Genomic DNA, 25,244 nt, shown 5'->3' with positions numbered 1-25,244 from the left:
GCGGTCACTGGTACGCCTCGGCGATGCTGACCCTTGCCGCCAGTCGAGGTCCGCCTGCTTGGACTCGGCCCAGGCGGGCGAACACGCGCAGTGCTTCTCTATCGACCGGGATGGCAGGGACTCGCCTTACCGCAGCAGCCAGAGCGTCTCGTCGACCACGGGGGACGATGAGATCGACCTCGTCGGTGTCCTCGAGGGTCGACTGCAACCGGTCCGGCCAGTCGTCCACCGACACGTCAATCTCCGGTACAGGCCGCTCGACGACCGCGGCGAGCACGAGTCGGTCGATCAGCCTGCCGTTCACGAACGGCTGCCAGTGCTGGAGGTGGTGATTCCGGGCCCCGTCACCACGCGGCCACAGGAGGCTGAAGATCTGATCGGCCGTCATGCGTTGCGGCAGTTCGACACCCTCGAGGACGCCGCGCGCGGCGGCGTACGCGATCACGCGCGCATCGACCTCGGCGCCGATGGTGTCCTCCAGGTCATCCCAGGCCTCCAGCAGCAACTGTGCCGCGACGTCGGTGTCCGGACCGGCGCCAGGGCGGAGGAAGCGCGAGGCGAAGGCCGAGACGGCGAGGTGACGAGGCGGCCCATCGAGAGCCGTCCATGCGGCGATGAGGTCCTGCAGGGCTCGATCGGCAGAAGACGCGTCCTGGGCCTCCCTGAACGCCTGGACTGCCTGCCCGCAGTCCCCGTCGGGCCATTCCACGAGCTCGCGCAGCAGTCGACGGACGGAGGCATCGACCCATTCATAGTCGGACGCGCGGACGCCGGCCGCCACGGCGGACCAGAACGCTGAGGGATCACTCGCATAACCCAGCCGCAGGTCCTCCACCAACCCCAGTCCGCCGATGGAGGTCTCACTCACGATTATTCGGGTCGCTCCGGCCTTGCCGGGGACGACGTCGACGATCAGGTCGGTGTCGTCGGCGTCGGGGACCGTCGACAGGACCGCCTGGCGCAGAGCCGCCGCCCACGTGTCGGCATGAGCCCGCTCGGCGAGATCCCAGGTCGACTCGGAGACGTCCACCGCGCCCAGCAATCCGGCATGGCGTTCGACGACGTCGACGACCGTCGGGTTCGCCGTCAGGTCCTGCAGTCGCTGGACCAGACGGTCCGGCGCGACCTGTGCGGGATCATCCGGGTTCTGTGCGCGATACAGGACGCCTAGCGTCCGTTGCAGATCGGCCACCCACCTTCCGCCCTGCAACGCCTGACGGACGTCCGCTCCGCTGCTCTCAGAGGCGGCCTCGACCGCGTAGGCCGTGAGATAGAGAAGCGCGAGCCAGCCCCGCTGGAAGTCGTTGGCCAGTCCGTCCAGAGCCGGGTCCTCGGCCACCCGGGTGGTGAAGGCCCGCGCGCGCCACCCCGGGGACGCGAGGTGGTGGCGGATCACAGTGTGATCCGGCGGCGCGACGTCGACGACGAGTGCGTCCACCGTCAGCGAGTAGCCCATGGCAGCCGGCGCTCCGTCGACGGTGTAGGACACCTCGAACGGCGACCGGGTCCCGTCCTTGTACGCGACTTCGCCCTCGGCTCCCGTCGTGAAGCGACGGACCTCAAGCGGATCCCCCGTCAGGTGGAGGGCGAATCGGAGGCCGATGACCAGGTCACTCCAGGGGGCGTTGTGCGGCAGCGGCAGAGGTGGGGTCGCTGACGGCGACAAGACGAAGTCGCTCTGCCAGATCGGGCGGGCATTGCTTGAGTCGAGGACTTCCTGATCGGGTTGCGCGAGTACGAGCTCCAACGGCCGGACGACCTCAACAGGTCCGTCGCCCCGGCCCCACGTTCCCATGCGGTGGCCCCGACTGATGACGTCCGACAGTTCGAGGAGCCCACCCGTCGGCACGGACAGCCAGGTCCGGTGCTCGTCCCGGACTACTCCGAAGCGTCGACTCACCCGTCCCGGTACGGCCTCGCGGAGTGCGGACAGGACCGGCATGGACTCCGGTTCGTCATCTGACGCGTAGGGAAGCCGCAGGGCGACGTCCGGCAGGTTCAAGGGCTCGAACAGGCTCTTGGTGACGTGCTCGGGCAGGATCTGCCCCGGACGGAAGCCCGGATCGATGTCGACCGACCGCCACTGCGCCTGCAGGCGACGGAGAGCCGTGGGCACGGTGGACAACAGCAGTGACCGCGGTTCCTCCCACAGCACTGCCTGCGCATCCCCAGCAGGGATGTCGAGTGCCAACTCGAGGTGTCGAGCCAGGTCGTCCTGCAGTTGCTCATCGGTGAGCAGAGCACGGAGGACCCGCACGACGGCCTCAGTCGAGGCGTGCGCCTGCCCTGGCTGAGCAGGGGTCTTGAGCACTGCTCGGGCGTCTACCCATCGACCGTCGGAGCCCCGCCGGGAGACCCAGTCCAGCATCGCCTGGGCTGCCTGGATCTTCAGCACGTAGCGGTTGCGGACCGGTAGGCGACGTGCCGAGATCTCCGGGTCGAGCAGTTGCTCGTAACCCTGGTAGACGGCTCGGTCGCGGCCGTAGTCCGACAGGACGACGACGGTCCACGGCCTTATCTGTGTCGTACGCCCAGCGCGTCCCCTCCGTTGGAGGAAGGCTGCCGTGTCGCGCGGGGCCTTGTGCTGGATGACGAGCCCGACCCGAGGGTCGTTGAACCCGACCTCGAGTGAGGCTGTGGCGACGATGAGGTCGGCGCTGCTGTCGACGCCGGCGTCCTGGGACGACGTCCGTCCGATCCGCAGGGCTCCGGTCCTCAGGTCCCCGGAGAGCGGGCGGCCGATCTCTCGGACCACCGGCCAAGCTTGACCGTCCCGGTAACGGTCGTCATACGAGGTCCCTCGGGCGCGGTCGGGCATGTACTCCGGACTCCGGAGTTGGGCGAGGACCGGCTTGCGGGCCGTCCCGGGGGAGGCCCGCCGCTGCCCTCCCTCTGCGTCGCGCAGGTCGTTGTAGAAGCGGTTGGTGACATCGAGATCGTCGGTGAAGATGAAGCCCGACGAGCCGAAGAGCGTCTCCTGCCCGGCAATGTCTAGGAGTCGTCCCATGAGCATCGCTGTCTGCAGGCTGGTTGATAGCAGGCTGGCGCCAGACACCGGATCCCCTCGGAGGATCAGCGAGTATTGACGCCCGCTCGGGACGAGGTCCTCGGAACGCGGCGTGACGTACTCGATCGCCTCGTCCCTGAGACCGGTCAGGCTGGCGAAAAAGGTGACCGCATCGCGCAGCGTGGCGGAGAGACCGACGAACACCGGAGGTCGAGCACCGCGCCGGCGCAGACTGTGTCGCCAACGCCGAAGGGTGAGCCCGACCTGGGCTCCGTGCACGCCCGTGTAGGTGTGCACCTCGTCCAGGAGGACGAGTCGGGGCGCCGACCGTCCAGACCACCCCAGGACCCCGCCGAGTCGCTGGTCCGTCGCATTGCGGCTCAACATCTCGGTCGTCGTGAAGACGACATCGGCGGGCGATGAGGTGAGCGATGCCCGGGTGAGCGCAACCGAGTCAGGTCGAAGGGATGTGCCGCACGACGAGCACGACAGCCGCTCCGTCCCCTTCTTCCGGTCCGTATCGTCCCAGATCAGGTCCCCGTTGCAGCCAGGTTCGGGACATCCGAAGTAGGGGCAGCGAACTCCCGAGCCGACGCGTCCCCAGGGGGAGTCCTTCGCACCAAGGCGACGGTCGCTGGCGTCGTAGGGAGTGTCTCCGTACAGCACACCGATGCGGACAGGGCGTGCTCCTGTGCGCGTCAGGACGCCCTCCAGGCGTCGAGCCGTGCCTAGGGCCTCCTGCGCCTGATCGCGGAGCAGTTCCTTGCGTGGGTAGAGCGCCAGGACGCTCGGTCCGACCCCCTGGCGGGCCAGGGCGGGAGCGAGGGCCAGGAAGGCGGGTAGGTAGAACGCCAGCGTCTTGCCGCTACCGGTACCGGCCCCGATGACGACGCCGCGGCTCCGGTCATGTGTGAGACCGGTCAGCACGCTTTGGGTTGCATCGAGTTGGAAGCGGGCCAGTCGCCGTCCACCCAGCATCGCCTGAGCCAGTGCTTCCTGGAGGGAGGACCAGTCGCCCATGTGAGAGAGGGCGGCCAGTGTCTCCGACCATTCGACGTCACGCCGGGGGTAGCGACGTGGCTCCACGTGCAGTCGATAATCCGCCACGAGCGGGACACCGGTTTGCCACCAGTTCGACGCTGCATTCTGACGGGGCGGGAAGAGTTGCCGGTTGGCACGGAGGAGACGGACGCCTTCTCCCAGTCGTGTCCGGTACTGCGGCGGGCTACTGGCAGGGACCCGGTGGAGCAGTCCATGACGGCGTAGTTCAGCCAAGTACTCGGATTCACTCGGACCGTCGTAACTGCCGGACGCGAACTCCTCGTCCACCGCGGCCTGCAGTACTGACGAGACCTCGCTCTCGCTGAGAGCGACGCCTGTCACCCCCCACGCGAGCGTCGGGAGTTCCAGGTCCTCCAGTGCGGTGAGGATGGCAGGCAGTCGATGCCAGCGATCCTGCGTCACGCCAACCTCAGACTGACCTGCGATGACGCATCGGGATCCGACCGGAGGAGTTCCACCTCGTCGTCCGTCAGGTCGGCCAAGGTCAAACGTCCCGAGCGGATGCGGTTGAAGACGGCGACGAACGGGTCATCGGCTTCGATGCTCGCGAGGGCCTTCCTCAACTCCTCGAGGTCTCGGTGGAACTGTCCGAGAAGGGAAGCGCTGATCTGTGGAGGATTGGCGGCCGCCCGCAGGCGCCGCACCAATTCCTCGGCGCGCAGTCGATGCTGCGGCCCAAGACGCTTGACCCTGTCCACCTGTAGGGCGGCGAGTTGCTCCTGAGTCCACGGCTCCCAGGCCGTGACAACTGCTGACTCGACGGCTTCTCGACCGCGGCGAGCCTTGTCCCTCGCACTCCTCAGGGCCTGCTGGGTGGGCAAGCCCTGCGAGACCCTCGTCGTGAGTGCGTCCAAGCCGTCCGCGATGACAGGACCCACGTCCTCGACGGGTACTCCGTGCGTACGGGCCGTGCGGTGGAGATCCACTGCAGTGCGCAGTCGGGCAACCTCCCCCTCCAACTGAGTCAGCATGACGCCGATCTGTTGCCGCTGAGCCTGTTCGTCCGCGCCCTCCGCGTATGTCCGGGCAACAGCGGCGAGGGTCTGAGCCTTCTCGAGAACGCTCATGAATCACTCTCCCGTCCTGACACGAGGCCGCTCCAATCGGTCACGACGGCGCCCAATCGACGCAGGAGTTCGGATGCCTCCGACGACTCGTCGCCGGTCGGCATCGCCAAGCCGGCGTCCAGCCAGACCTCATTCTCTTGCAGATAGGCCAGGAGTCGCGGCAAGGAATCACCGCGATCCACAGCAGCCACTCTCAGGCGCGTCTCGAACGACGAGGAGGCCAGTGATGCGAGGTCGGACTCGAGAACTTCGAGCGCCCGAGTGGTCAGACCCTCCGCAGCCTGGTTTCGAGCGCGGAGAAGGGGCAGGTTCGAGTGCCGCACGAACCCGTGGCCTTCCCCGGCGTCGATGGCTGCAAGCACCGCCTTGGAGGTCTGGGAGAGGCTGGTGCCAACGGGCAGTCGGAGTCGGATCGCCGCCACGAGCTCGGCCAGTCTCCCCAGCTCCTCCGCGACGGCGTCCGCGACCGTCAACAGAGGCGTGTATGCCGGCCTCACCCACTCTGGCATCTCGTCGTCGGTGGATACCCGCCACTCCGTCGACGCCTTCCGAACCAGAGGAAGGAGTCGACGGGCGTCCACCGCGTGCACGTCCCCCGAGACACCCTGCGACACGCCGGTGGCCTCCCGCAGGGCACGCACCAGAGCATTGCGCGCCGACAGATGACGCTCCAAGGCCCGCTTCCACAGGGGGGATCGCGTCGCGTCGTCAGTGCGCACGAAGCCGGTCAGGTCCACCAGTGCTGCATCGAGCAAGGACTGGTCGCTGGCTCCAGGCACGACGACGCCGGCGAGCGATGCCCCCCCTATCGAGACCCGAAGCGCCGAGACGAGATCTGCGTCGCCGCTCTGCAGCACCGATACCACGGCTCGGCGGGCGGTCGGTGCGTGCAGTTCCGCCAGGCGGTCCAGTCGCAGCCGCGTTTGCAGTGTGCCCTCGACGACCCCGGCCCTGAGCTTGACCAGATCGGCGAAGAAGACGGCATTTTCCGGCGTCCTGCCGAACCGGATCGGCGGCTGCACGTTCCTGGCGATCGCCTCGGCAGCTCCCTCGATGGACACCGTTCGAGCGCTGCGCGGCCACGCCTTGTCGAGGATCGCTGTGGACGGCTCCTTCATGACAGGATCGGTCCAAGACGCTCGTGAGAGAACGGCTTGCCGGACCGTCTGTCGGATGTCGTTCGCGAGATCTGTCGGGAAGTTCTCATCTCGAGACAGCCAGTGCTCGATCTGAGCCAACTTGCGCTGGACGGAAGGGCTGAGTTGGTTTCTTGGCGACTCGTGTGTGCCCCGAATGGGAGCGACCGTCGGCGGACGAGCAGTCGGTGGTGCCTCGATGACGTCGTCGGACAGTTCTGGGATCTGAAAGGCCACATGAATCTCGGGGGCCACGTTGGTGACGTGAGACGGGGCATCTCCCCAGTACTGGAGAAGCACTTGACGGCGGGCGCCGGACCCCGGATCCAGCGTGGTGATCTGTGCCCGCACAGAAGCCGGTAGAACGGTCTCCGCGCGGGAGGGGGGGAACTTGGTCTCGAACTGCGCGTTCGGGAAGCGGCCAGCCCTTACGTCGTCCTCGTGGTCCTGGAGAACGGCGCGGACCACGCGGGCGAGCGCCCCACGAGGGTTGAAGAGGTTCGGCTGTTCCGGCAGCGCGGTGGCTCGCACCGCGCGCAGCAGTGCCGGCTTGTTGTACGGGTAGAGGCCGTGGCCGGCTGAGGAGGAACCAAAACCCGCGTGGCACGTTTCCTGCACCGGGCAGGCCATGCACGCGTTCGGGGTGTTTGCCTCGTCCTCGACACCGAGGGTCTCGAGCCGTGTCCGTCCGATGCGGGCGGCGTTGAGGTACCGGCCGATCATGTCGACGACGCGATCCTCGGTACCCGTGTCCCTGGTGCCACCGTCGCCCAGGATCACGCGCAACTCGTAGCGGTAGGGACTGCAGGAGTCCACGCGGGTCCGAACCGTGGCCGGCAGGTCGCCGAAGTACCCGGTCGTCACTGCCATCAGAGTGCGGACAGGAGCGAGGACCTGCACCCCCTCTCGTTCTCCGGTCTCGGTGATGGCGTCGAGCAGGTCGCGCTGCACCCCCTGGACGAGGGCGAAGTCCTCGACCAGGAGGATGATCTCCTTATTGCCGGCCAGTGCCCGGCGGATCGCGAGAAAGGCTTCGTAGACACGCCCGACACCCAGGCTCGTGGCCTGCATGACAGCGACGTCGAGGTGTCGCTGCAGCAGACTCGCGGCCACGACCTGCAGTTGGCCGTCGGAAGCGAGGCGCCCGTACAACCGGCGGGTGACCAGAGCTGCCTCGTCGATGTCTGCCAGGTCGAGAGGCAGGTCGTCGACCGTGAACTGCAGTGGGACGTCCCCGTCCTGGGTCTCACGGCCGTTGATCGCATGAGCCGCCCGTCTCGGGATCAGAGACCCCGGCCGGAGCAACTTCTCCCGGAAGAAGGGATCGTGCAGGAGCGCATACAACCCCTGCTTGCCGAGCAAAGCGCGCTCCTGAGGCGTTTCCGGGTTGGCCTCGAGCAGTGCCTCGGCGAGCTGATCGAGCAATCCGCGTTCCAGTGCCTCTTGGGAGACCTCGCGGCCGATGCGAGCCATGTCGGCTCGGATCTCGTCGAACGGCGAACCGTGATTGTCCGCAAGGAGCAGTTCGATCACGCCGGAGAGGCTGGTGTTGTCCTTCGGGAGGTAGATGACCTCTCGCTTCGAGGTGGACTCGAGTTGTACAGCGATCCACCGGACCAGGTGGGACTTCCCGGCTCCGGATTCACCGAGCACCGGCATGATGAGCACACCGTTGTTCGTCGGCCGGGTCAGGAAGTCGTTCAGGACATCCCGTTCGCTGACGACCTTGGTGACGCCCGGACGTCCACCCGCCACTGAAGTCCGGTGGATGTCCAAGGGCGCGTGGGTGGCCAGGAAGACGCTCTTGCTGGGGCTGACCGCCTCAGTGGCGATGGTCGCTGTGACGGTGCTCTTGTCCCAGCAGACATAGCCGTTGAAATCAGACATCCTCGAGGGCCTCCACCACCACGTGGCTCACTGCTCGGTGCTTGCCGGTCCGCTCCAGGTCTGCCAACAGCACGGTGTCCTTGGCATCGGCACGGGAGTGCAGGCGTAGCCATCCTCTGAATTGCCCGGCTTCCAGTGCATAGGAGGTGGCGGGGTCCAAGAACTCGACCGGGGCGGGCCAGTCGAGCGCATTTGAGACGACGCCACCTGCCAGCACTGGTAACCGTTCGCGCAGGTCATCCAGTAGGCGGGCCACTGGGATCTCGTGCTCCTTCCCGTACATATCGAAGATCGTCTCTCGGATCGCTCGCGTGGGATTGGGCGTCAGGGCAGCGGAGTTCTCTCCGAATACCGCCTCGACTTCTCCTAGTCCCAGGGCCTCGACCCAGTAGATGAAGCCGTTCCACCTGGTGGAGTTGACGAACACGCGCGTGTCGTCGTCGGTTCCTGCGCTGGGGTCCTGGAAGACCTCCTGCCAGGACCAGGAGTGGCCGGTCGGGTCCTTGGTGAGGAACCAGGCCAGCGCTCTGAGCAGGTCCTTGGACCCTCCGGTGTCCGTTCGCACCTCGACGCTCTTCAGGTTCTCGGCCGAGAAGACCGCGTTCCGCAGTTGCTGGCAGAAGTCGGAATACTGGGACGGGATCGGGCCGCTCCAGATGAGACGGTCGTCTTCCGCTCGGGCCATCCCGAGATCCTGCAATGCGCGCAGCGCAGCAACACTCTGATTCGAGGCGGGAGAAGACGCATCGGGGAGTTGCCGACCGGTGCTGGGCTTCCGTAATGCCGGCGGGCACGCCTTGGCGAGCAATTCTTCCGTCGGAAGGTTCTTCCCTGCAACGAACATGCGGGCCAATGTCCACATGGTCACGGGCAGGGGAAGGGCGGGGCTGGGGTTCAGCAGTGCCACTACAAGGTCTCCAATGCCGTGCGGATGCTCATGGACGCGTCGGCTCCGTCCCGCCACATCCACTGGTCCCGCCCGGGTGTGGTCAGCGAGGCGGATCCCACCACGTAGGTGGGCATGCGGGCCTTGAGGCGTGCGAGTACCGCATCGGGTACCTGAGCGACTGCCGACGGGACGAAGGCCACCACCGGATGCCGGTACGCCTCGAGCAGATCTCCGTCGTCGGCGATGAGGACGGAGTGCGGTGAACGGCGCTGTGCTTCGGTCAGGGCGTGGGTGGGTGCCCCGAAGGCGACGGGCATCCCGCGTGACGCGAGCCTCGCCAGCAGTTCGGGGGCCAGGTCCGCGTACTCGCGGTCGTCCTCGACCCAGAGAAACAGGAGAGGTTGACCCGGTCGCAGAACCGACAGGGGATCGCTCGGATCGTGCCTGGTGTCGATGTAGTCCGGCACGGGTGGCATCGGTTCCAGTGGCCGCGGAACCCGGCGATCACCTGGGTCGGCGGAGTCCGCCACGCGGCAGGCAGGGCAGCCTCGGCAGAAGGCGAGCGTGCGCAGAGTCGCACCGCCGTCGTGCGCGCGATAGTGCTGCGCCAGGACCTTTCCGACGCAATCTCTGGTCAGGACGACCTGGTACATGGCTTCCAGTGCTGAACGTTGGGCGTTCGCGACGACGTCACGGACCTGGGTGACACGGCGCGCCCAGCCCTCTTCGTCCAGTGCGGAGCCGTCGATGAGCTCGATGTCGACGAAGTTCCTCACCTCGTCATGGAAGGCTCGTCGTCTGGCCTGCCACGGCTCGAGGTCCTCGTCCGGCAGACGGGCGGGTTCTCGGGGGGTCAGAAGCTTGATCAACCCCGCCTGCGCCATCAGGGTAAGCGTGCGGACGTTCCACTGGGCGCTGCGGCCGTAGCCCTCCGTCAGGTGGTGCGGCAGAGCCGTGATGTCGACGCGGTAGAGGCCGTCTGGTTGCCGCTGCGCACGGGCGCGCAGGGCGTTCCAGCGACTCCAACCCTTGTCGACCCCGATGTGGACGACGCTGTTCAGACTGCGTGCCACGTCGTCATCCGAGGGTGCGGTGAGAAGGACCGAGACGGTCGGCAGTCCGTCGCGGCCGGCGCGACCGACTTCCTGATAGAAGCGGTCGATCGTCTCGGGAACACACACGTGCAAGACGCTGCGCACGTTGCTGACATCCACACCCAGCCCGAATGCGGACGTCCCCACCACGACGTCGATCTCGGTCGGGACGGTCGACCCCTCCGTGCTGCTTCCTCTCCATCGTTGGACGACGGTCCGGCGGTCCTCTTCCGAGGAATCCCCCGTAATCGCGGCCACCCGCCGCAGGCCGGCGTCCCGCAACGTCTGCGCGAAGTCCTTGGCGTCTTTCACCTTGGCCGCATACACGACCAACGGGCGAGGGAGACGCAGGGCGGCCTCGACGGCGGCCGCTGTGCGTTCCTCCACCGACGTGTACCGGTGGGAGAAGTAGGCCGGCTCCGACCTCAGCGACGACCCCCAGACCAGGTAGGTGCCCGTGGGGGAGTGGAAGGTCTGGCGGAAGAGTTCGAGGTGTCGATTGGTGATGGTCGCGCTCATGAGGACCGTGACCGGCCGCCTGTCCGGAGGTGAGACCTCGACGGCCTGGTCTCGCAGTCCGGCCATCGTCAGGAACTCGGGCCGGAAGTCCTGTCCCCACTGGTCGATCAGGTGAGCCTCGTCGACAACGAACTGTCGGAGCAGGCCGGAGCGGGCGCATTCGAGCAAGGACTCACTGAGCCCGGTGACGAGGGCCTCGGGCGAGGTGTACAGGATGCGCTGCTGGCCGGAGCGGACCGCCTGGCGCAGGGCCTGCTTGATGTCGTCGGAGGAGCTCCCGATGTACGCGTAACGGTCCACCGGACTGAGGACCCGCTGTGTGCTGACTGCGATCTCCCGCGTCCGGCGCTCCATGTCGAGGGCCAGCACGACCGTTGGAACGACGACCACCGTCACTCCGCTGTCCCGCAGGAGGGCGGGGGCCCACACAACAGCCGTCTTGCCGCGCCCAGTGGGAAGGGTGACCACGACCGTCGAGCCGGCGGGACTCAGTGCGACCGCCCGGGAAGCTTGGCGCTGAGCCACGCTGAAGTAGTGCTCGTAACCGAGTGCGTGCCGCCAGAAGGGATCCGCGTCGACCGCGTCCAACTTCCGCGCGTACGGCGACTGCTGGCCTCGATAGACCTCGCGCACCTGTTCCGCGGCGAGGTCCGGTCGGTCGTGGGGGCCCAACTCGGGGAGCCAGGCTTCTGCGCGGACGGTGAAGCGGGTCTGCGCGACGCTCACGGAGCATCCGACGCTCGTCCACGTGTCCTCGTCCGGCCACGGGGCGCATCCCGGGACGGTGAGGGACGGCCGGCCCCCGAAACGCGCCTCGTCCTCGAGGAGGACCTGCCGCAGCAGCGCGGCGAGGTCCGCCCGTCCGGCGTGGGGCCCATCGATGTCCGACATGGCATCGAGGACACGCCTGGCCGCATCGGAGCTCACGAGGGCCCGGTCGGTCACCTCAGGAAACCGGTCGATGGCCTGCTGAAGCAGTTGGACGTCGCTGCGCGTCATGCTCCCGGCCACCGCTGTCCGCTCCGCACCAGGCAGGTCACGGCCGTCAAGCTCACCTTGGGGGCGTCGATGCCCTGCAGCAGCGCTCGGGTGAGGGCTCGATCGAGCGCTGCACTGTGGTCGTCCGCCAGGATGGCCGCCGCGGCTCGGCGGGCCTCTGCCTGGGCGGACAGGACTGCCAGTTCCTCCCTCACCGCAGCTTGGGCGAAGCCCCTGCGAGCGGGGAGATCGGTCACGCGCTCGAGTTCTATGCGGGCATTCGACTCGGCGTCATGAGCAGCCTCCTCGAACCCGTCGACCCCGCCGAAGAGCCGATGGAGGCTGGCGATGCGTTGTGCGTTCAGGTTCACGTCGCTGGCGTTGTTTCGGTACGGGGCGTCGAGCCAGGCGAGCAGCCTTTGATCGTCCACGGCGACGGCCGCGTTGCTGGGGATCCAGACACGCCGGTGGAGAGGCTCGAAGAAGCGGTCGGCTCGCCGCCGGAGCGCGAGCAGGTCTCCGGCGCGCTCGCGTCGAGCCACTTCGATCGCCGGCGCCAGATCGCCCTCCACCAGGTAGTCGAACGCGAAATAGGGGAGCGGCTCCAGCCTCCACGACGGATCCACGCGCCAGTGCGCGGAGGCACGACCCCGGTCGTCCAGTTGCAGGATCCGGCCCACAGCATCGACCAGGGGGTTGCCGATCCTGAACAGGCGCCCCCCGTTCCGCAGGGCGTCCCAGCGGTCCGTCCAGCCGGTTCGACTCTTCTCCGGCACGGTCTGCAGTTCGGCCAGTAGTTGGGGACCGAGGAGCGGTGAACGGGACCCGCTCGAGATGGTGACGTCCCCACGCTGGCGGCGACGTAGCTGGAAGCGGAAGCCCTCGTCTCCTTCGAGAAGGCGCAGGAGCGGGGAATCGTCTGCTCGATTGAGTTCCCACTCCGCCAGCGTGTGTGCGATGTCGCGGGCGGGACCGGCGGATTCGTAGCTCGTCTCCAGGACGTCCAACTGTGCGAGGACCTTCGTCTCGTCCTCGAGCGATCTCGCGACGGCAGGAGTCATGGCTGCGAGTCCGGTGGCTCCGTCTTCCAGGGCGGCCAGCCACAGACCCTGAAGCTCACGGTCCACAGCGTCCTGGAGCGCCGAGATGGACCGGGTGAAGACCTGGTGGCCGTTGAGGAGCACCTCGCGCCAGGCAGCGGTCAGGCCGGTGTCGGGCGCATCGCCGAAGACGACCTGCTGAGCGGGGCGGGTGGATCCGTAACGGTCCACCCGACCTATCCGTTGTTCGAGCTCGTTCGGGTTGGCCGGTAGCCGGAGGTGGAGGACGAGGTCCGCGAGTTGCAGGTTGCGGCCGTCCTCAGCGCTCGCGTCGCAGATCAGCAAGCCACCCTGCTCACGCCACTCCCTGACCGCCTGTTCCGCAGCAACGGCGCCAGCCTGTCGGGTGTGCTCCCTCACCCGGGGCAGCCCCTGCTCCACCAGGATCGACCGCAGGGCGGACGCGAGTTGCCCCCGGCCGGCGAAGACGACCGCCCGACGTGTGGTCAGAGCGGGTCGCAGCCGCTCGACCAACTCCGGCAAGCCGTCCGAGGGCCGCCTGGTGTCCAGGTCCTGCAGGATGTCGGCTTCGAAGGGCAGCGGCGGTGCCTCCTGCAGACACCGCTTCTCCTGAGCACTGAGATCCGCGCGTGTGCCGGCGGCCTGGTCGTGGCGCACCCGGAACGCGATCACGTCCCGGAGGTCGTCGAGAGGGCCTCCCACCCTCGACGCGAGCACACTGAGGGCCTCTGCGTACGGCGCGAGGTCGCCTGCCGTGTCGAGCAGGTGGTCCCGCGCTCTGACCCGCCAGTCCTCCAGGACCTCCCGGCCACGTTGATCCTCACGGGAGCGGAGGAGGACGGGTTGAGGACTGCGACGCCCCGTCACCTCGAACGGGGCCATGACTCCTGCATCGTCCAGTCGGGCGTTCAGGACCGACACTCGACGGTTGCGAAGCACCCTCCGGTGCAGCCGATACGTCTCTGACACGTGGCCGCGGAGGGCTCCAACAGCAGCCGCCAGGTCCTCGGAGGTCGAGTCCGGCCGGAGGTCCCCGTTCTCGTCGAGTCGCGCGACCACGTCCTCGGCGAGAGTGTCGAACCGCGGATCCTCGGGCAGCAGTTGCCGCACCTGGTCGATCGCGTCGGGCAGCAGATAGCTGAAGAGGGGATCGAGCGAGTAGACCGCCGTCGCGAGTTCGCGGCGGACGGACAGGCGTTGGCGGAACGAGTCGAACTGCTCCCAGGAGTAGACCTGCGGATCGAGCAGGTGGAGGAGTCCGAGGTGGGTCGTCTCTTTCTGCAGGACCGGCGTCGCGGACAGCAGGAGCAGTCGGGGTACCGCGTGACACAGTCGGCGCAACTCGACATACGGACTGGCCGTTGGCTCTCCCGTGCCGGCCAACAGGTGCGCTTCGTCGACCACCGCCAGGTCGAAGTGGTGGTACTGCGACCACTTCTCGGGCGAGTCATGTGAGCTGACCACTAACTCGGCTTCGGGGAAGTCGTCTACGAAGAACCGCTCGAGCAGTTCCTCCAGCCATTGACGGCGCAGTGGCTCCGGCGCAACGACGACCACCTTCGCCCTCGGGTCTTCGAGGAACCGTTGACGGATGACGAAGCCGGCCTCGATCGTCTTGCCGAGTCCGACCTCGTCTGCCAGGAGGTATCGCTGCACCGGGTCGGACAGCACCTTCAGGGCTACGCCGATCTGGTGGCCGTGGATCTGGACCCGTGACGACGGCAGGGCCGGGACGGACGCGCACGCGGCACGCTGCGCGGTCAACTCCTGGAGGGCCGGCAGTCGGCTGTCCCGGAAGTAGGGCGACTCCTGGCCCCCAGAGAGGAGAACCGCGAGTGGGTCCTCGAGCGGGCGAATCCACCTGACGCGGATTTCGCTCTCCGGGATCCGGAGGTCCAGCTCTGCGTTCGGGCGCCGGACGAAGTACTCATCCGGGCCGCCGCCGACGATGCGGCCGGCAACCCATCGCCCGGAGGTCGGGTCCCGCCAGAAGACCCGCGTCTGGACGCCGACCTGACAGCGGCGGACGTCTGCCCGATCGACCCACTGCTGAGCGGCCACTGGGCGAGCCGCGGAGTCGAACAACTCCAGTTGGACCTCAGGGTCCCGAGTCGCCGACACGCGGGCGACTCCGGGGATGGCTGGATGGACGACGAGCATGCCGACATCGACGCGTGGTCCCGCAGGCATCGTCGCCTCCACGTTCCGAGAGTGCTACGTCCAGGAACCTAACCTGTCCCACCGCCATCGAGCGGCATCCTGTGAGGACTTCGCTCCTCAGAGTCACGTGCGCCCCATCTGTCCCGGTCGTGAACATGGTCGACCCTGTCCCCATGGTCGGCCGTGTCATGGGACATCACGCGGAAAGCCGACTCACCAGGAAATCAGTCAGGAGACGGATGTCGTTGGGCGTGTTCTGGATTTGATTCCAACGGCGCGGCCCAGTCGGGAATGTCCACTCACCGCTCGTCCAAGCCGCTCCGACCAACTTGCTGACCTTGCTACTGGCTTGACCCACGTCAGCGAGAGGGACTCCCTCGGTGAGGCGGTCCATGACGTAGCCGAGCGCAGCGATGCCGGCCCCATGAGTGAGCCTCGAGTATCGCGGCGGCAGTTTCCATGCGTCGGGAAACGTGGCCTCTACGGTGCTCCAGAAGGTCTTGAGGTGACTGACCATCGATCCGACATCGCCCTCGCCGGTGTCCGCGTAGCGATAGGCGTAGAGAGCGCCGTTGTACACACTGTTCTCCACCATTCGGAGGACGGCGTTGTCCTTGATGATCCCCTTGGGTTGCGTTGGCGTGGCGATCATCTCGTGGAACGGGGAGTCCGGGTCCACGTTGAGTCGGTAAACGACCTCGGCGGCGAGCCGGCGGCGCATCAAGGGCAGAGGCAACTCGTCCTGTGTGGCCGGCAGGAGTTCGTGGATGAGCCCCTTGGGCAGTGGGCGGGTGTTGTTGACCAGGATGAACTGCGCGCGCTGTTCTTCCTCATTGGCGACGAAGGAGACGACGCACACGGGGAACTCGTCCAATTCAGATTCACGGATCGCAGCGGTCCGCTGCTGGCCATCGACGATCCAGCCGGGCTTGTGCCCGTCGTCCTGCGATTCGTCCACTGGGATGACGAGGATCCCCATCGCCGCGTAGGTGACATCGGAGGAGTCTGCGTCGATCGCCTCGAATCGCACGCTGTCGTCAAACGCGACGACGATCGCGTTCGGCAGCAGGGCGCCGGGCTTCTCCAGGTACCTCTGGATACCCCGGATGTGCTTGAGGACCTCGGGACGCTGGTAACCCTGCAGGCCCGCGTCATCGCGTCCGACGCGCGCGACCGCGGCGAAATCCCCGAGTCGCTTGCCGTCGACGGCGAACGAGTACAGGGCGCGTTCTCCCTGCATCAGTCTGATGCAAGGGAGTCGGAGGTCGTAACGATCGGCCATCACGCGGCCTCCTTCGTCTTCTGTGGCAATTGACGGACCTGCGAGCACAGGACGGACAGGTTGTGGAAACCACGACTCTTGTTGCGCTCGGTTCCGCGGAAGATGGCGATCTGGATGCCGTGCTTGCGGCAGAGGCTGCAGGAGCACTTTTCCCACGGGCGGTTGCGGAGCGTGCGCTCGTACTGCTCGAGATAGCTGCGCTTCACGCCCAGCAGGTTCTCGTACTCGGTCAGTGCTGCGAGGGTCTCGTCGGTGTGCTTGACGTCCTCGCCGACAGCGCGTAGCGCTCTGAGGCACTGGCGCTCCGCGCTCACGAGGGTGCGCTGGTCCAACTCGCCGGCGAGGACGCGTCGCTTGACTGTCGGATTGGCGTCGACCTGCGGCACACGAATGGCGACGTAGTGCTCACCGTTGCTCACGTGATAGTTGTTCTTGTCGTCCATGAAGGCCTGCCGAAAGGGCGCCGTGCTGTCGAAGCTTGTGACCCCGTACTGGGCGAAGTCGGACATCGACTCTAGTCGGGTGATCCCCAGCAGATGGAGTTCGACGTCGACATTCCTCACCTCGTCGATGGCCGCCAGCGAGGCCAGGATGTCGGCCGTCTTTAAAGGGACCATGCCGCCCAACGCGATGCGCTTGTAGCCCATGTCCTGCAGTTGGCGGACACTGTCGGTGTAACTCGTCGGATCCCATCCCTGGGCCGCTCCGACAGGGACGAAGGGTTCTCCGCGGCGAATACACTCATCGAGGAAGGTCTGCGCGTAGCGCAACGAGATCCGGCGTCTCTCTTGCCACTCTTCGTGTCCGTGCTCGAGGTCGAGTCGCCTGTCGTATGCCAGGACCACATGATCCACCGAGACGCCTGCTGCGAAGCCGATCGACTCATAGAAGTCTGCGACCTCGGTGACCGAGTACGGGGGTTCTGGCTCGTTCACGTAGTTGAAGGCGCCGCAGTCCCCGAGCGTGTGGGCGTCCACAGGCAGGCGGAAGAAGTCGCGGACGCCGTAGCGGTAGAGCCGTGATCGTTGGGCTTCGGAGTACTTGCCGGCGCCCCGTGTGCTCCCATCGACGATCGCCTTGCTGACGAGGATGCCGTCGTACGGCGGAGGATCGAGCACCTCGTGCGCGTAGCGGTCGTCCCGTTGCCGGACCCGGAACGGCGAGTACTCCTCGGTGCGGAAATCGAAAGACGGACTGACCTGGTCCTGGCTGTCCGGGAAGAAGAACCTCACGATCGCGCCTTCTGCGACTCCTGGATGTACAGGCGGACGAGGTAGTTGCTCAGCATGCGGATGTCTCTCTGGATGTTCTGGAGGGCGTCCCAGGCGACGCTGAGGTCGTCCCACTCTCCCGTCGTCCACCGACAGTGCTGAGCAATCTTGTCGAGCTCCCGGCGGACGGCCTCCTCGGCGTCCTTGTGGGTGGGGTCGATGGTCAGCATGACCCGGTCCATCAGTCGGGCCATGGCCCGCAGCCCGGTGCCGTGCATGAGCCGGGACTGTGTCGGAGGAAGGCCCCAGGCGTCAGGGAAGGTCGCGCGGACCGCACGCCAATAGCACAGGAGCAGGCGGTAGATCCCGTCGATGTCGGTCTCGGCCGTTGCCATGTTGCGGTACGGGTACAGGGCTCCAGCGGAGGAGTTCAGACTCTCCTCGATCGCGCTGACCAGGACGGTGTCGGTGACGACGGCCTGGGTCTTCTCGGTTTCCGGCGTTGAGGCCCGCTTGATCAGCCCGTGGAACGGAGAGGCCGGCTGCCTGTTCAGCAGATCGACCAGGGCGCTGGGTATGCGCTTCGCGCTCATCTTGGGCGAGAGGGAGGTCCAGACCTCGGGCAGCAGTTCAGTCACGAGTCCGCGGGGGAGCGGTTGCACATTGTTCACGCGGAGGAATTGGTCCCGCTGGACCTCGATGTCGTCGGCGATGAAAGCGGTGACCGGAACGGGGAGGTCCTGTCGCTTGGTCCGTGCCAGCGCAAGCGCGCGCTGCTGGCCGTCCACGAGCCAGCCGGGCCGGGGCTCGCCGGGCTTGGGCAGCGGTATCTCGAGTGTCCCCGCCGCGGCCAGGCCGTCATGTGTCCCGGGGCCCCGGCTCTGGCGGAACTTGACCGTCGACGGCAGCGCGACGATGACTGCATGGGGGAAGAGCACGGAGTCCCCGTCGAGGTACTCGACGATCTGGTTGACGTGTCGGCGGACCTCGGGGCGCTGGTAGCCGATGAGTTGGCCTTCTTCGTCGCGTGAGATGCGACTGATGTCTGCGACCTCGAGGAGTTCCGCGGCCGTAACGGTGAAGAGGAAGACGGGCGTCCCCGACGGTTGGAGCACGGAGAGCGCTCGTCGCTGGAGGACGTTCTCGGGGGCCGTCACTGTGCCTCCTGCACTTCTCGATACAGCCGTGCGAAGCGAGCCTGCTCGCACGCCGACCCCGACCGGCGTAGTTCGACCAACAAGGGGGTCCGAGCCATCGGGCGGACCTTCAGGCACTCGCGGATGAAGGTGCGCACCTCGTCGTCGGTCAACGGGGGACGAGGTGCCGCCTCCGGCAGTCGGTTGTCGGCCGCCCATTCCTCCCAGCGCTGGTGTGCGGTCGAACTCCCGACGGGACTTCCACCTACGAGTTCCAGGTACTGAGCAGCGGCGCGGGCGTTGAGAGTCACCTGCGTTCCGCCGAGGCGCTGCCGCAGCCCGAAACTGGAGACAGGGGACTGCCTCGTCGGCCGATGACTCGACATGACCGCCACCCCCGGGTCGTCGGCGAACCGCTGCAGTTCGTCGCCGAGTGGCTCGAGGTAAGCCGGCGACAGGGCGAGCAGGACCTGGTCGGCCGTCTCGCGCACGCAGGCCAGGTCGGTTGCGGTGCGACCCAGAAACATCCCCTTTCGCAACGCGAGCCACCAGGAGCGGCGGCCGTGGCGATCCGGCGCAACCTGATCCGGCCCCCCTGAGAAGCTGGCTCCGTAAGCCGGGGCGCTGCTGTCCGCAGGGGCGAGCCCCAGGCCTGCGGACGCGACCCATAGATCGACCGCGTAACCGAGATCCCGAGCCCGCGTTTCCAGGTCGAGGGCTGACTGCCACATGGGGCCGCCGTACAGGCGACGGAGGGGGAGGCGCTGGCTCTCCGGCAGGCTGTCGAGTCGGTCGACCCACTGGCGGACTCTGTCGGGGCCGTGGTCCAGGTGCCGGACCATGGCGCAGCGAGTCGCAGGGACTCGCTTCGTAGCGGTGCAGGACACGATCAGTGCGAGACGCCCCTTGACCCGCGCTTCGCTCAATTGCTGCACGCGGACAATCTACGCGCACCTGCAGTTGCCGACCGCATCCGGGGAGCGCCTGGCGTGTCAACTGCACCGTCCTGCATGCTTGCCCCTACGGTCCTCGTCAACAAGGAGGTGGGCATGAGTAAGCCGGCAGTGGTCCTGCTCAGCGGGGGACTCGACTCGACGACGGTTCTGGCGATCGCCCGGGACAGGGGCTTTGAGCCCTTCGCGTTGAGCTTCGACTACGGGCAGAAGCACGAGGTGGAGCTGCGATCCGCACGTACCGTCGGGGCAGCGATGGGAGTGAGGCAGCACCAGGTCCTCCACGTGGGACTTGGCGACATCGGTGGGAGCTCCTTGACCGATGACGCGCTCGAGGTCCCCGTCGGCCGGACGCACGAGGACATCGGTGAGGGCATCCCCTCGACCTACGTCCCCGCCCGCAACACGGTCTTCCTGGCCTGCGCCCTGGGGTACGCCGAGGTGCTGGGCGCCGAGGACATCTTCATCGGTGTCAACGCCCTCGACTACAGCGGCTACCCGGACTGCCGGCCCGAGTTCATCGAGGCCTTCGAGCGCCTGGCCAACCTGGCCACCGCGGCTGCAGTCGAGGGGCGTCAGCGCATCTCCGTGCATGCGCCGCTCATGGCGATGACCAAGGCGGACATCGTCACGGAAGGCACCCGCCTCGGAGTCGACTACTCCATGACGGTCAGTTGCTACCGGGCTGACGAGCGCGGGTCCTGCGGTGAGTGCGACTCCTGCACCCTGCGCCTGCGTGGTTTCGAGGAAGCGGGCCTGGTGGACCCCACGCCCTACTGGCCCCGATGAAGACGTACTTCATCAAGGAGATCTTCTACACGCTCCAGGGAGAAGGCGCGCATGCAGGGCGTCCCGCCGTCTTCTGCCGCTTCTCCCGCTGCAACTTGTGGACCGGTCTGGAGCGGGACAGGCACCGGGCCGTGTGTCAGTTCTGTGATACGGACTTCGTCGGTGTCGATGGCGAAGGTGGGGGCAAGTACGTCGGCGCGGACGCACTGGCGGAGGCAGTCGCCCGACGGTGGCCCGGCGGTGGGCGGCCCTTCGTCGTGTGCACCGGAGGCGAACCGCTCCTCCAACTCGACGAACCTGCCGTCGATGCGCTCCACGACCGCGGTTTCGAGATCGCAGTGGAGACCAACGGCACGCAGCGTCCTCCTCGGGGGCTCGACTGGCTCTGTGTCAGCCCCAAGGCAGGCGCTGACCTGGTCATCACGAGCGGCGACGAGTTGAAGTTGGTCTTCCCCCAGCCCGGGGCGCTTCCCGAGAGCTTCGAGTCACTCGACTTCCGCTCGTTCCGACTGCAACCGCTCGACGACCAGCGCGTCGAGGACAACACGGCCCGAGCCGTCGCGTACTGCATGAGCAATCCGCAGTGGTCCCTGAGCCTCCAGACCCACAAGTACCTGAGGATCCGATGACCGAGTTGTGGCGCACCTTCTCCTTCGATGCCGCGCACTATCTGCCCAAGGTCCCGGCCGGTCACAAATGCGGCAACATGCACGGGCACACCTACACCGTCGAGATCCGGTTGCGTGGCGAGGTGGATCCCGTCGCGGGGTGGGTCTGCGACTTCGGCGACATCAAGGAAGCCTTCCGTCCCCTCGAGGCGGAGCTCGACCACAAGGTGCTCAACGACGTCCCCGGGTTGGACAACCCGACGAGTGAGCTGCTTGCTCAGTGGCTCTGGGCGCGTCTGATCGATGTCCTGCCCGACCTCTACAGCGTCGGTGTGAGCGAGACGGCGAACTCCGGCGTGGTCTACCGGGGAGCGCCCTCGGTGTGAACCGAGCCGCTGGGAGCGAGCTGCTCGCTCCGTCGTCCACCGCCCGTCGCCTGGGGACGTCCGGCAACCTCGAGGGCGACGCGCCGGGCGATCTCCACGAGGACCAGGATGCTGGCCGTCACATAGACGGCCTTGACCAGGACTTGGCCCCCGACGTTGGTCGAGGTCAGCGGGATGCCGGCCAGGGGCAGGAAGACACACGTGTCGACGACTGCTCCGACCGCGTTCGAGGCGACGAGCGCCCGACGCCAGCCAGACCGTCGCAGACGACGCCAGACCAACAGGTCGGTCAACTCCCCGAGCGCGAAGGCTGCGGCAGACGCAACTGCGATACCAGGGCCGGCGAGCAACGCAGACAGGACGACGCCCAAGGCGATGGTGGGCAGGACCCACCTGAACCCGCCGAGGCGGTCCAGCCCGTCGCGGAGCCCCAGAGCCAGGCCGGCTGCATAGGTGCCGGCGGGCACCATCAGGCCGAACCCTGCGGGGATGACGCCGAAGGTGGACACGAGCCAGTTGGCGCCGACGACGGTGCTCAACAATGCCAGTGCCAGGACCCCACTGAGGAGTCGGCGGTTCCACGGTGAGGCGGCGCTCATGCCTCGAGGCTCTCATCCGACTCCGACAGACGAGTGCAAGGCGTCGCGTTATCCGTGCGACATGGAGCCCAGGTGACACGGGGCTGCCCTCCGGCCTGAGGGTCGGCGGTGCCTCGTCGCGGGTTTCAGGCCCGTGTACGCGTGAGCTACAGATGTCGGAGTCTCTCCCCTGACCCAGGGCGGGACACCTTCGCGCCTGATGCCGTCCGTGCACGTCCCGAGACGGCAGGGAGTTGTGTGGCGGCGGTGACAGACGAGGCCGCCGCGCTCATCACCTCGGTAGGAATGCCGTTCGCCGTCCTACCGCACACCTAGCCTGCTTCCCGGTGTCCATGACGTCGCCTGGTGCCAGGGCGTCACTTCGGGGAGGAATCAGACGTGTCTGACGACAGCCGTTCTGCCGTGCCGGTCTGGACCCTGGCCACGGAAGACGTCAGTGTTCCGGACTTGTTTGGGCACGAGGGCATGACTCCCGCGCGACTTGGCGAGCTGAGAACGGTCTTGGCGACCCTGGCGAACACCCCGATCGCCACCTTGGAGGCTCACCCCCTCTCAGTTATTCGCGCCCGGAGTGGTGGTATTCCGCTTCAGTCAGCCAGTCCCCTCGCGCAGCACTTGTCGCAACTCGTGTCGAACACCGCCAAGGCCGCGCCATCGGAGCATCTCGCGACTGGCGGCGAGATCCTCTACAGGATGGTGGTACCGGCCAAGGTGGCCGCTGAGGTGGGCAAGGGGCTCATCCGGTCCATGCCCTCCAAGGAGGTCGCCGGGGGAGTGCACAGTGCGCTCATGAACTCCACCGGGATCGCCGCCAACGCCACCTTCGTGCCCGTTGCGAGCACCGCCGCAGCGGGAGCGGCGACCGGATCGGCTGCGACCGCCGGCGTCGCAGTTGCAGGAGCGGGGGCGCTGACCGTGGCTGCGCCGCTCGTGCTCATGGCCGTCGCAGTCAGCGTCAGCGCCTATGCCGACCATCAACGTCAGGCGGCGATCGAGCGGATCACCGATCTGTTGGAGCGACTGCACGAGGACAAACTGAACAACGAGCGCGATGAGCTCAGCGGTTGTCGCGACGCCATCGACAAGGCCACCTCAGTTCTTCTCGACCAAGGTCGCGTCGGTGCGTCCCTGGGCCTCGATTCAGCGGTGTACGCAATCAGCACGTCCATCGAACGGACCCGCAGTCGTCTCGTGAAGTGGCAGGCCGCGCTCGCTGCCTTGCCGGAGGGACCGGTCGAGATCGGAGCCCTCACCCAGGCGTTTCCTGGCATCAACGAGGACGGCGGTGCGTTCCGCGTGCACCTGGAGATCGCAAGGCTGGCGATCGCGCTGAAGCGTCGAGTGCTCGTCCTCCAGGCGGTCGAGCATGCCCAACGGGACGGTGCCAACCACCCGTTCACGACCTTCATGCGGAGCTTGCAGGACGACGAGCGACGTGTCGACGAGCTCGAGTCTGATATCTCCTCGGTCCTCCTACGGCTCTCGACTCTCGAACTGAAACCGTCCAGCGGGTTCCAAAGCCTTGTGTGGACGCAAGGAGCCGTGGACGACCTGCTGAAGGTTGCCTACCGTCTGCGCGCCTTGGGTGACGACCTCGACCGCGGGGCGCACCGTGCGGACGTGGCGATCGAGATCGAGCGCAAGAGGGACGGATCACTCGTCGTGTTCCCCGCTGTGGCGGCATGACGAACCGTCGGCGCGATGTAGGGCGGCGACAGACGGAGGTCGACTGCAGACCCCGACTGCGGATCGGCTGACGTCCAGAAGTCAGCAGGACGCCAATGGCGCTGCATGGAAGACCTGTTCGCGGTGCCAGATGACGTGACGCTCGGCCGGCGTCGGCGTGCCCGGCCGCGGGCGCAGCCGGCGTCCGTGCAGGTCGTAGACCGCCTGGCCGGGGGGCGTGCGGGCGGAGAAGCGCTGCGACACCACGACGGTCAGCTCGTCGTCGAGGCCGAGGACGCCCCGGTCGAACAGCTTGTGGTGCAGCGAGCAGAGCGCCAGACCGTTGTCGAGCTCGTCGGGCCCGTCGACGGTGAACCAGCGGATGTGCGCCGCCTCGAGTGCCACGGGGACGCCGCCGACCTGACCGTCGAAGCCGCAGAACGCGCACTGCCGGTCCCACGCCTCGAGCACCTGCGCCGGCCAGGTGCTGCTGCGCTTCCGCTTGGCGACGGGATCGCCCGCGCCGCCGTGCAGGAGCTCCGGGTCCAGTCCGACGGCGACGAGCACGTCGGGCGCCACGGTGGCCGGGAAGTGTGCCTCCACCAGCCCGCGGGCGACGTCGCCCACCAGCGCCGGACGGGACCGCAGCGCAGCCTCGAGTGACTCCGCGAACCGCCCGGTCACGCCCGACCGCAGGGGACTCACCTTGTCCATGGGCACGTCCTGGTCGAGCGTCCAGACGCCGTCGGACCGCAGCCGAGTGAACGGGTAGGCGGCGCTCTGCGCGCGCCCCGTCCGCGACGGTGGGCCGAACTCCTCGAGCAGGTCCGCGAGCTCCTGCTCGGCGACGTCCCAGGGCAGCTCGCTCGATCCGCTGGCCGCCAGCCGGCTCAGCGCGAGGAGCACCAGCAGCGGCTTGTGCGGTGAGCGGCGCCCGTCCTGCTGGTGCTGGCGCAACGACGCCAACTGCTCGAGGACCGCGGCCGCCTGAGGATCCGGAACCGTCACGACCCCAGTGTCTCCGACGGCGGCGCCACCCTCCGGAGCGAGACGCCGGGAGCCCGCCTCCAACCGATGCACGAGACGGCCGACCCTCCTCGCGTGACCGCGACCGCCCCCGCCCTCGAATCGTCCGACGTCTTCGGCGGTGTGGTCAGCGGCGTCCTGCATGAGGTCCTCGGCCGGCCGTGGCTCGTCACGCTCCTCGCCGTCCTCGCGCTGGTGAAGGTGGTCGGGGTGGCGCGCGCCGTCGTCCACGGCCGGCACCCGCGCGACCCCGTCCAGCGGTTCTCCCGGACCACCGGCGTGTGGTCGTCAACCGGTCCGGCCACCGGTGCGAGCATCACCCCGTCGTTGGCGGCCGCTGCCGGGCGACCGAGGACCTGCAGGCCGACCACGTGCACCCGCACAGCCGCGGCGGCGCCACCGCCGTCGAGAACGCACAGGCGCTCTGCCGGCGTCACAACAAGCGGAAGTCGGCGCGCGTGCCGTGGGACTGGCAGCTGCGCCGGCTGGCCCACCGGCGGGCGGCCTACTTCCCGCCCGGCGCCCCGACGGCGGTCGTGCGCCGGCCGCAGCGCCCGGCCGAGGTGACCTCGCCCACGCCTGCGTGAGCGCTGGGGACGCCGCCTGACCCGGACGGGTGAGCGCACCCTGCCTTCCGTCGGCCCCGCCCGGTACGACTTCCGAGGACTCCGATCCGATCGAGTTCCGGTGGTCCGAGGGTGTGCTGACAGCGGGGACGTCCCGCAGGTG

General features: G+C 67.5%; 17 protein-coding genes. 5 read left to right on the top strand and 12 right to left on the bottom strand.

The window, feature by feature from the left end; all coding sequences use genetic code 11:
* Positions 1-4: 4 nt before the first annotated feature.
* The 10 genes from dpdJ to WA616_RS15520 form a co-directional block, all read right to left on the bottom strand.
* Complete coding sequence (dpdJ, locus tag WA616_RS15565; protein WP_336031209.1) at positions 5-4,471, bottom strand: protein DpdJ; 4,467 nt, start codon at positions 4,469-4,471, stop codon at positions 5-7.
* Positions 4,468-5,136: a hypothetical protein gene (locus WA616_RS15560; protein WP_336031207.1), complete on the bottom strand. Its 669-nt coding sequence runs from the start codon at positions 5,134-5,136 to the stop codon at positions 4,468-4,470. The genes dpdJ and WA616_RS15560 overlap by 4 nt, the downstream gene beginning before the upstream one ends.
* The gene (dpdH, locus tag WA616_RS15555) at positions 5,133-8,159 is read right to left on the bottom strand and encodes a protein DpdH (protein WP_336031205.1); all 3,027 of its coding nucleotides are present in this window, start codon (positions 8,157-8,159) and stop codon (positions 5,133-5,135) included. Before dpdH ends, WA616_RS15560 begins: the two co-directional genes overlap by 4 nt.
* Positions 8,152-9,066 carry a protein DpdG gene (dpdG, locus tag WA616_RS15550; protein WP_336031203.1) on the bottom strand — a complete coding sequence of 305 codons (915 nt, stop codon included), beginning with the start codon at positions 9,064-9,066 and terminating at the stop codon, positions 8,152-8,154. The genes dpdH and dpdG overlap by 8 nt, the downstream gene beginning before the upstream one ends.
* Positions 9,066-11,660: a protein DpdF gene (gene dpdF / locus WA616_RS15545; RefSeq protein ID WP_336031200.1), complete on the bottom strand. Its 2,595-nt coding sequence runs from the start codon at positions 11,658-11,660 to the stop codon at positions 9,066-9,068. The genes dpdG and dpdF overlap by 1 nt, the downstream gene beginning before the upstream one ends.
* Positions 11,657-14,902: a protein DpdE gene (dpdE, locus tag WA616_RS15540; protein ID WP_336031199.1), complete on the bottom strand. Its 3,246-nt coding sequence runs from the start codon at positions 14,900-14,902 to the stop codon at positions 11,657-11,659. The genes dpdF and dpdE overlap by 4 nt, the downstream gene beginning before the upstream one ends.
* Before the next feature lie 154 nt (positions 14,903-15,056).
* Positions 15,057-16,142, bottom strand: coding sequence for a DGQHR domain-containing protein DpdB (gene dbpB / locus WA616_RS15535; protein WP_336031197.1), 1,086 nt, complete (start codon positions 16,140-16,142; stop codon positions 15,057-15,059).
* Positions 16,142-17,374, bottom strand: a complete 1,233-nt coding sequence (gene dpdA / locus WA616_RS15530) for a tRNA-guanine transglycosylase DpdA (RefSeq protein WP_336031195.1) — start codon at positions 17,372-17,374, stop codon at positions 16,142-16,144. The genes dbpB (WA616_RS15535) and dpdA overlap by 1 nt, the downstream gene beginning before the upstream one ends.
* Positions 17,371-18,510 (bottom strand): DGQHR domain-containing protein DpdB, encoded by a 1,140-nt coding sequence (gene dbpB, locus WA616_RS15525; protein ID WP_336031193.1) that lies wholly within the window; start codon positions 18,508-18,510, stop codon positions 17,371-17,373. The genes dpdA and dbpB (WA616_RS15525) overlap by 4 nt, the downstream gene beginning before the upstream one ends.
* Positions 18,507-19,424: a hypothetical protein gene (locus WA616_RS15520; RefSeq protein ID WP_336031190.1), complete on the bottom strand. Its 918-nt coding sequence runs from the start codon at positions 19,422-19,424 to the stop codon at positions 18,507-18,509. Before WA616_RS15520 ends, dbpB (WA616_RS15525) begins: the two co-directional genes overlap by 4 nt.
* A gap of 114 nt (positions 19,425-19,538) precedes the next feature.
* On the opposite strand from WA616_RS15520, the gene queC reads away from it, so the two are divergent.
* Genes queC through queD form a run of 3 tightly spaced genes read left to right on the top strand, consistent with a single transcriptional unit; the run spans position 19,539 to position 21,225 of the window.
* Positions 19,539-20,231, top strand: coding sequence for a 7-cyano-7-deazaguanine synthase QueC (queC, locus tag WA616_RS15515; protein WP_336031189.1), 693 nt, complete (start codon positions 19,539-19,541; stop codon positions 20,229-20,231).
* Positions 20,228-20,860 (top strand): 7-carboxy-7-deazaguanine synthase, encoded by a 633-nt coding sequence (queE, locus tag WA616_RS15510; RefSeq protein WP_336031187.1) that lies wholly within the window; start codon positions 20,228-20,230, stop codon positions 20,858-20,860. The genes queC and queE overlap by 4 nt, the downstream gene beginning before the upstream one ends.
* Positions 20,857-21,225, top strand: a complete 369-nt coding sequence (gene queD / locus WA616_RS15505) for a 6-carboxytetrahydropterin synthase QueD (protein ID WP_336031185.1) — start codon at positions 20,857-20,859, stop codon at positions 21,223-21,225. Before queE ends, queD begins: the two co-directional genes overlap by 4 nt.
* On the opposite strand, the gene WA616_RS15500 is transcribed toward queD, so the two are convergent.
* The gene (locus tag WA616_RS15500) at positions 21,201-21,824 is read right to left on the bottom strand and encodes a VUT family protein (RefSeq protein WP_336031184.1); all 624 of its coding nucleotides are present in this window, start codon (positions 21,822-21,824) and stop codon (positions 21,201-21,203) included. The genes queD and WA616_RS15500 overlap by 25 nt on opposite strands.
* Before the next feature lie 378 nt (positions 21,825-22,202).
* Here WA616_RS15500 and WA616_RS15495 point away from each other — a divergent pair, with 378 nt between their 5' ends.
* A complete protein-coding gene (locus WA616_RS15495; protein ID WP_336031182.1) occupies positions 22,203-23,510 on the top strand; it encodes a hypothetical protein in 1,308 nt (435 codons plus the stop codon).
* An 81-nt stretch (positions 23,511-23,591) separates the two neighbouring features.
* Here the strand turns inward: WA616_RS15495 and WA616_RS15490 are convergent, their stop codons facing one another.
* Positions 23,592-24,497, bottom strand: a complete 906-nt coding sequence (locus WA616_RS15490; protein WP_336031181.1) for a phosphorothioated DNA-binding restriction endonuclease — start codon at positions 24,495-24,497, stop codon at positions 23,592-23,594.
* A 179-nt stretch (positions 24,498-24,676) separates the two neighbouring features.
* Here WA616_RS15490 and WA616_RS15485 point away from each other — a divergent pair, with 179 nt between their 5' ends.
* A complete protein-coding gene (locus WA616_RS15485; protein WP_336031179.1) occupies positions 24,677-25,102 on the top strand; it encodes an HNH endonuclease in 426 nt (141 codons plus the stop codon).
* The last annotated feature ends 142 nt before the right edge of the window (positions 25,103-25,244 follow it).

This window comes from Geodermatophilus sp. FMUSA9-8, from assembly GCF_037034165.1.
Taxonomy (GTDB): Bacteria; Actinomycetota; Actinomycetes; order Mycobacteriales; family Geodermatophilaceae; genus Geodermatophilus; species Geodermatophilus nigrescens.
Note: the sequence above shows the minus strand (reverse complement) of the source record. Positions and strands in the feature narration are given on the sequence as shown.

What these genes read in the sequence shown, in the direction of transcription:
- WA616_RS15560 (WP_336031207.1), bottom strand. Translation starts at nt 5,136, where the DNA reads ATGAGCGTTCTCGAGAAGGCTCAGACCCTCGCCGCTGTTGCCCGGACA.
- dpdH (WP_336031205.1), bottom strand. Translation starts at nt 8,159, where the DNA reads ATGTCTGATTTCAACGGCTATGTCTGCTGGGACAAGAGCACCGTCACA.
- dpdF (WP_336031200.1), bottom strand. Translation starts at nt 11,660, where the DNA reads ATGACGCGCAGCGACGTCCAACTGCTTCAGCAGGCCATCGACCGGTTT.
- dbpB (WP_336031197.1), bottom strand. Translation starts at nt 16,142, where the DNA reads ATGGCCGATCGTTACGACCTCCGACTCCCTTGCATCAGACTGATGCAG.
- queC (WP_336031189.1), top strand. Translation starts at nt 19,539, where the DNA reads ATGAGTAAGCCGGCAGTGGTCCTGCTCAGCGGGGGACTCGACTCGACG.
- queE (WP_336031187.1), top strand. Translation starts at nt 20,228, where the DNA reads ATGAAGACGTACTTCATCAAGGAGATCTTCTACACGCTCCAGGGAGAA.
- queD (WP_336031185.1), top strand. Translation starts at nt 20,857, where the DNA reads ATGACCGAGTTGTGGCGCACCTTCTCCTTCGATGCCGCGCACTATCTG.
- WA616_RS15500 (WP_336031184.1), bottom strand. Translation starts at nt 21,824, where the DNA reads ATGAGCGCCGCCTCACCGTGGAACCGCCGACTCCTCAGTGGGGTCCTG.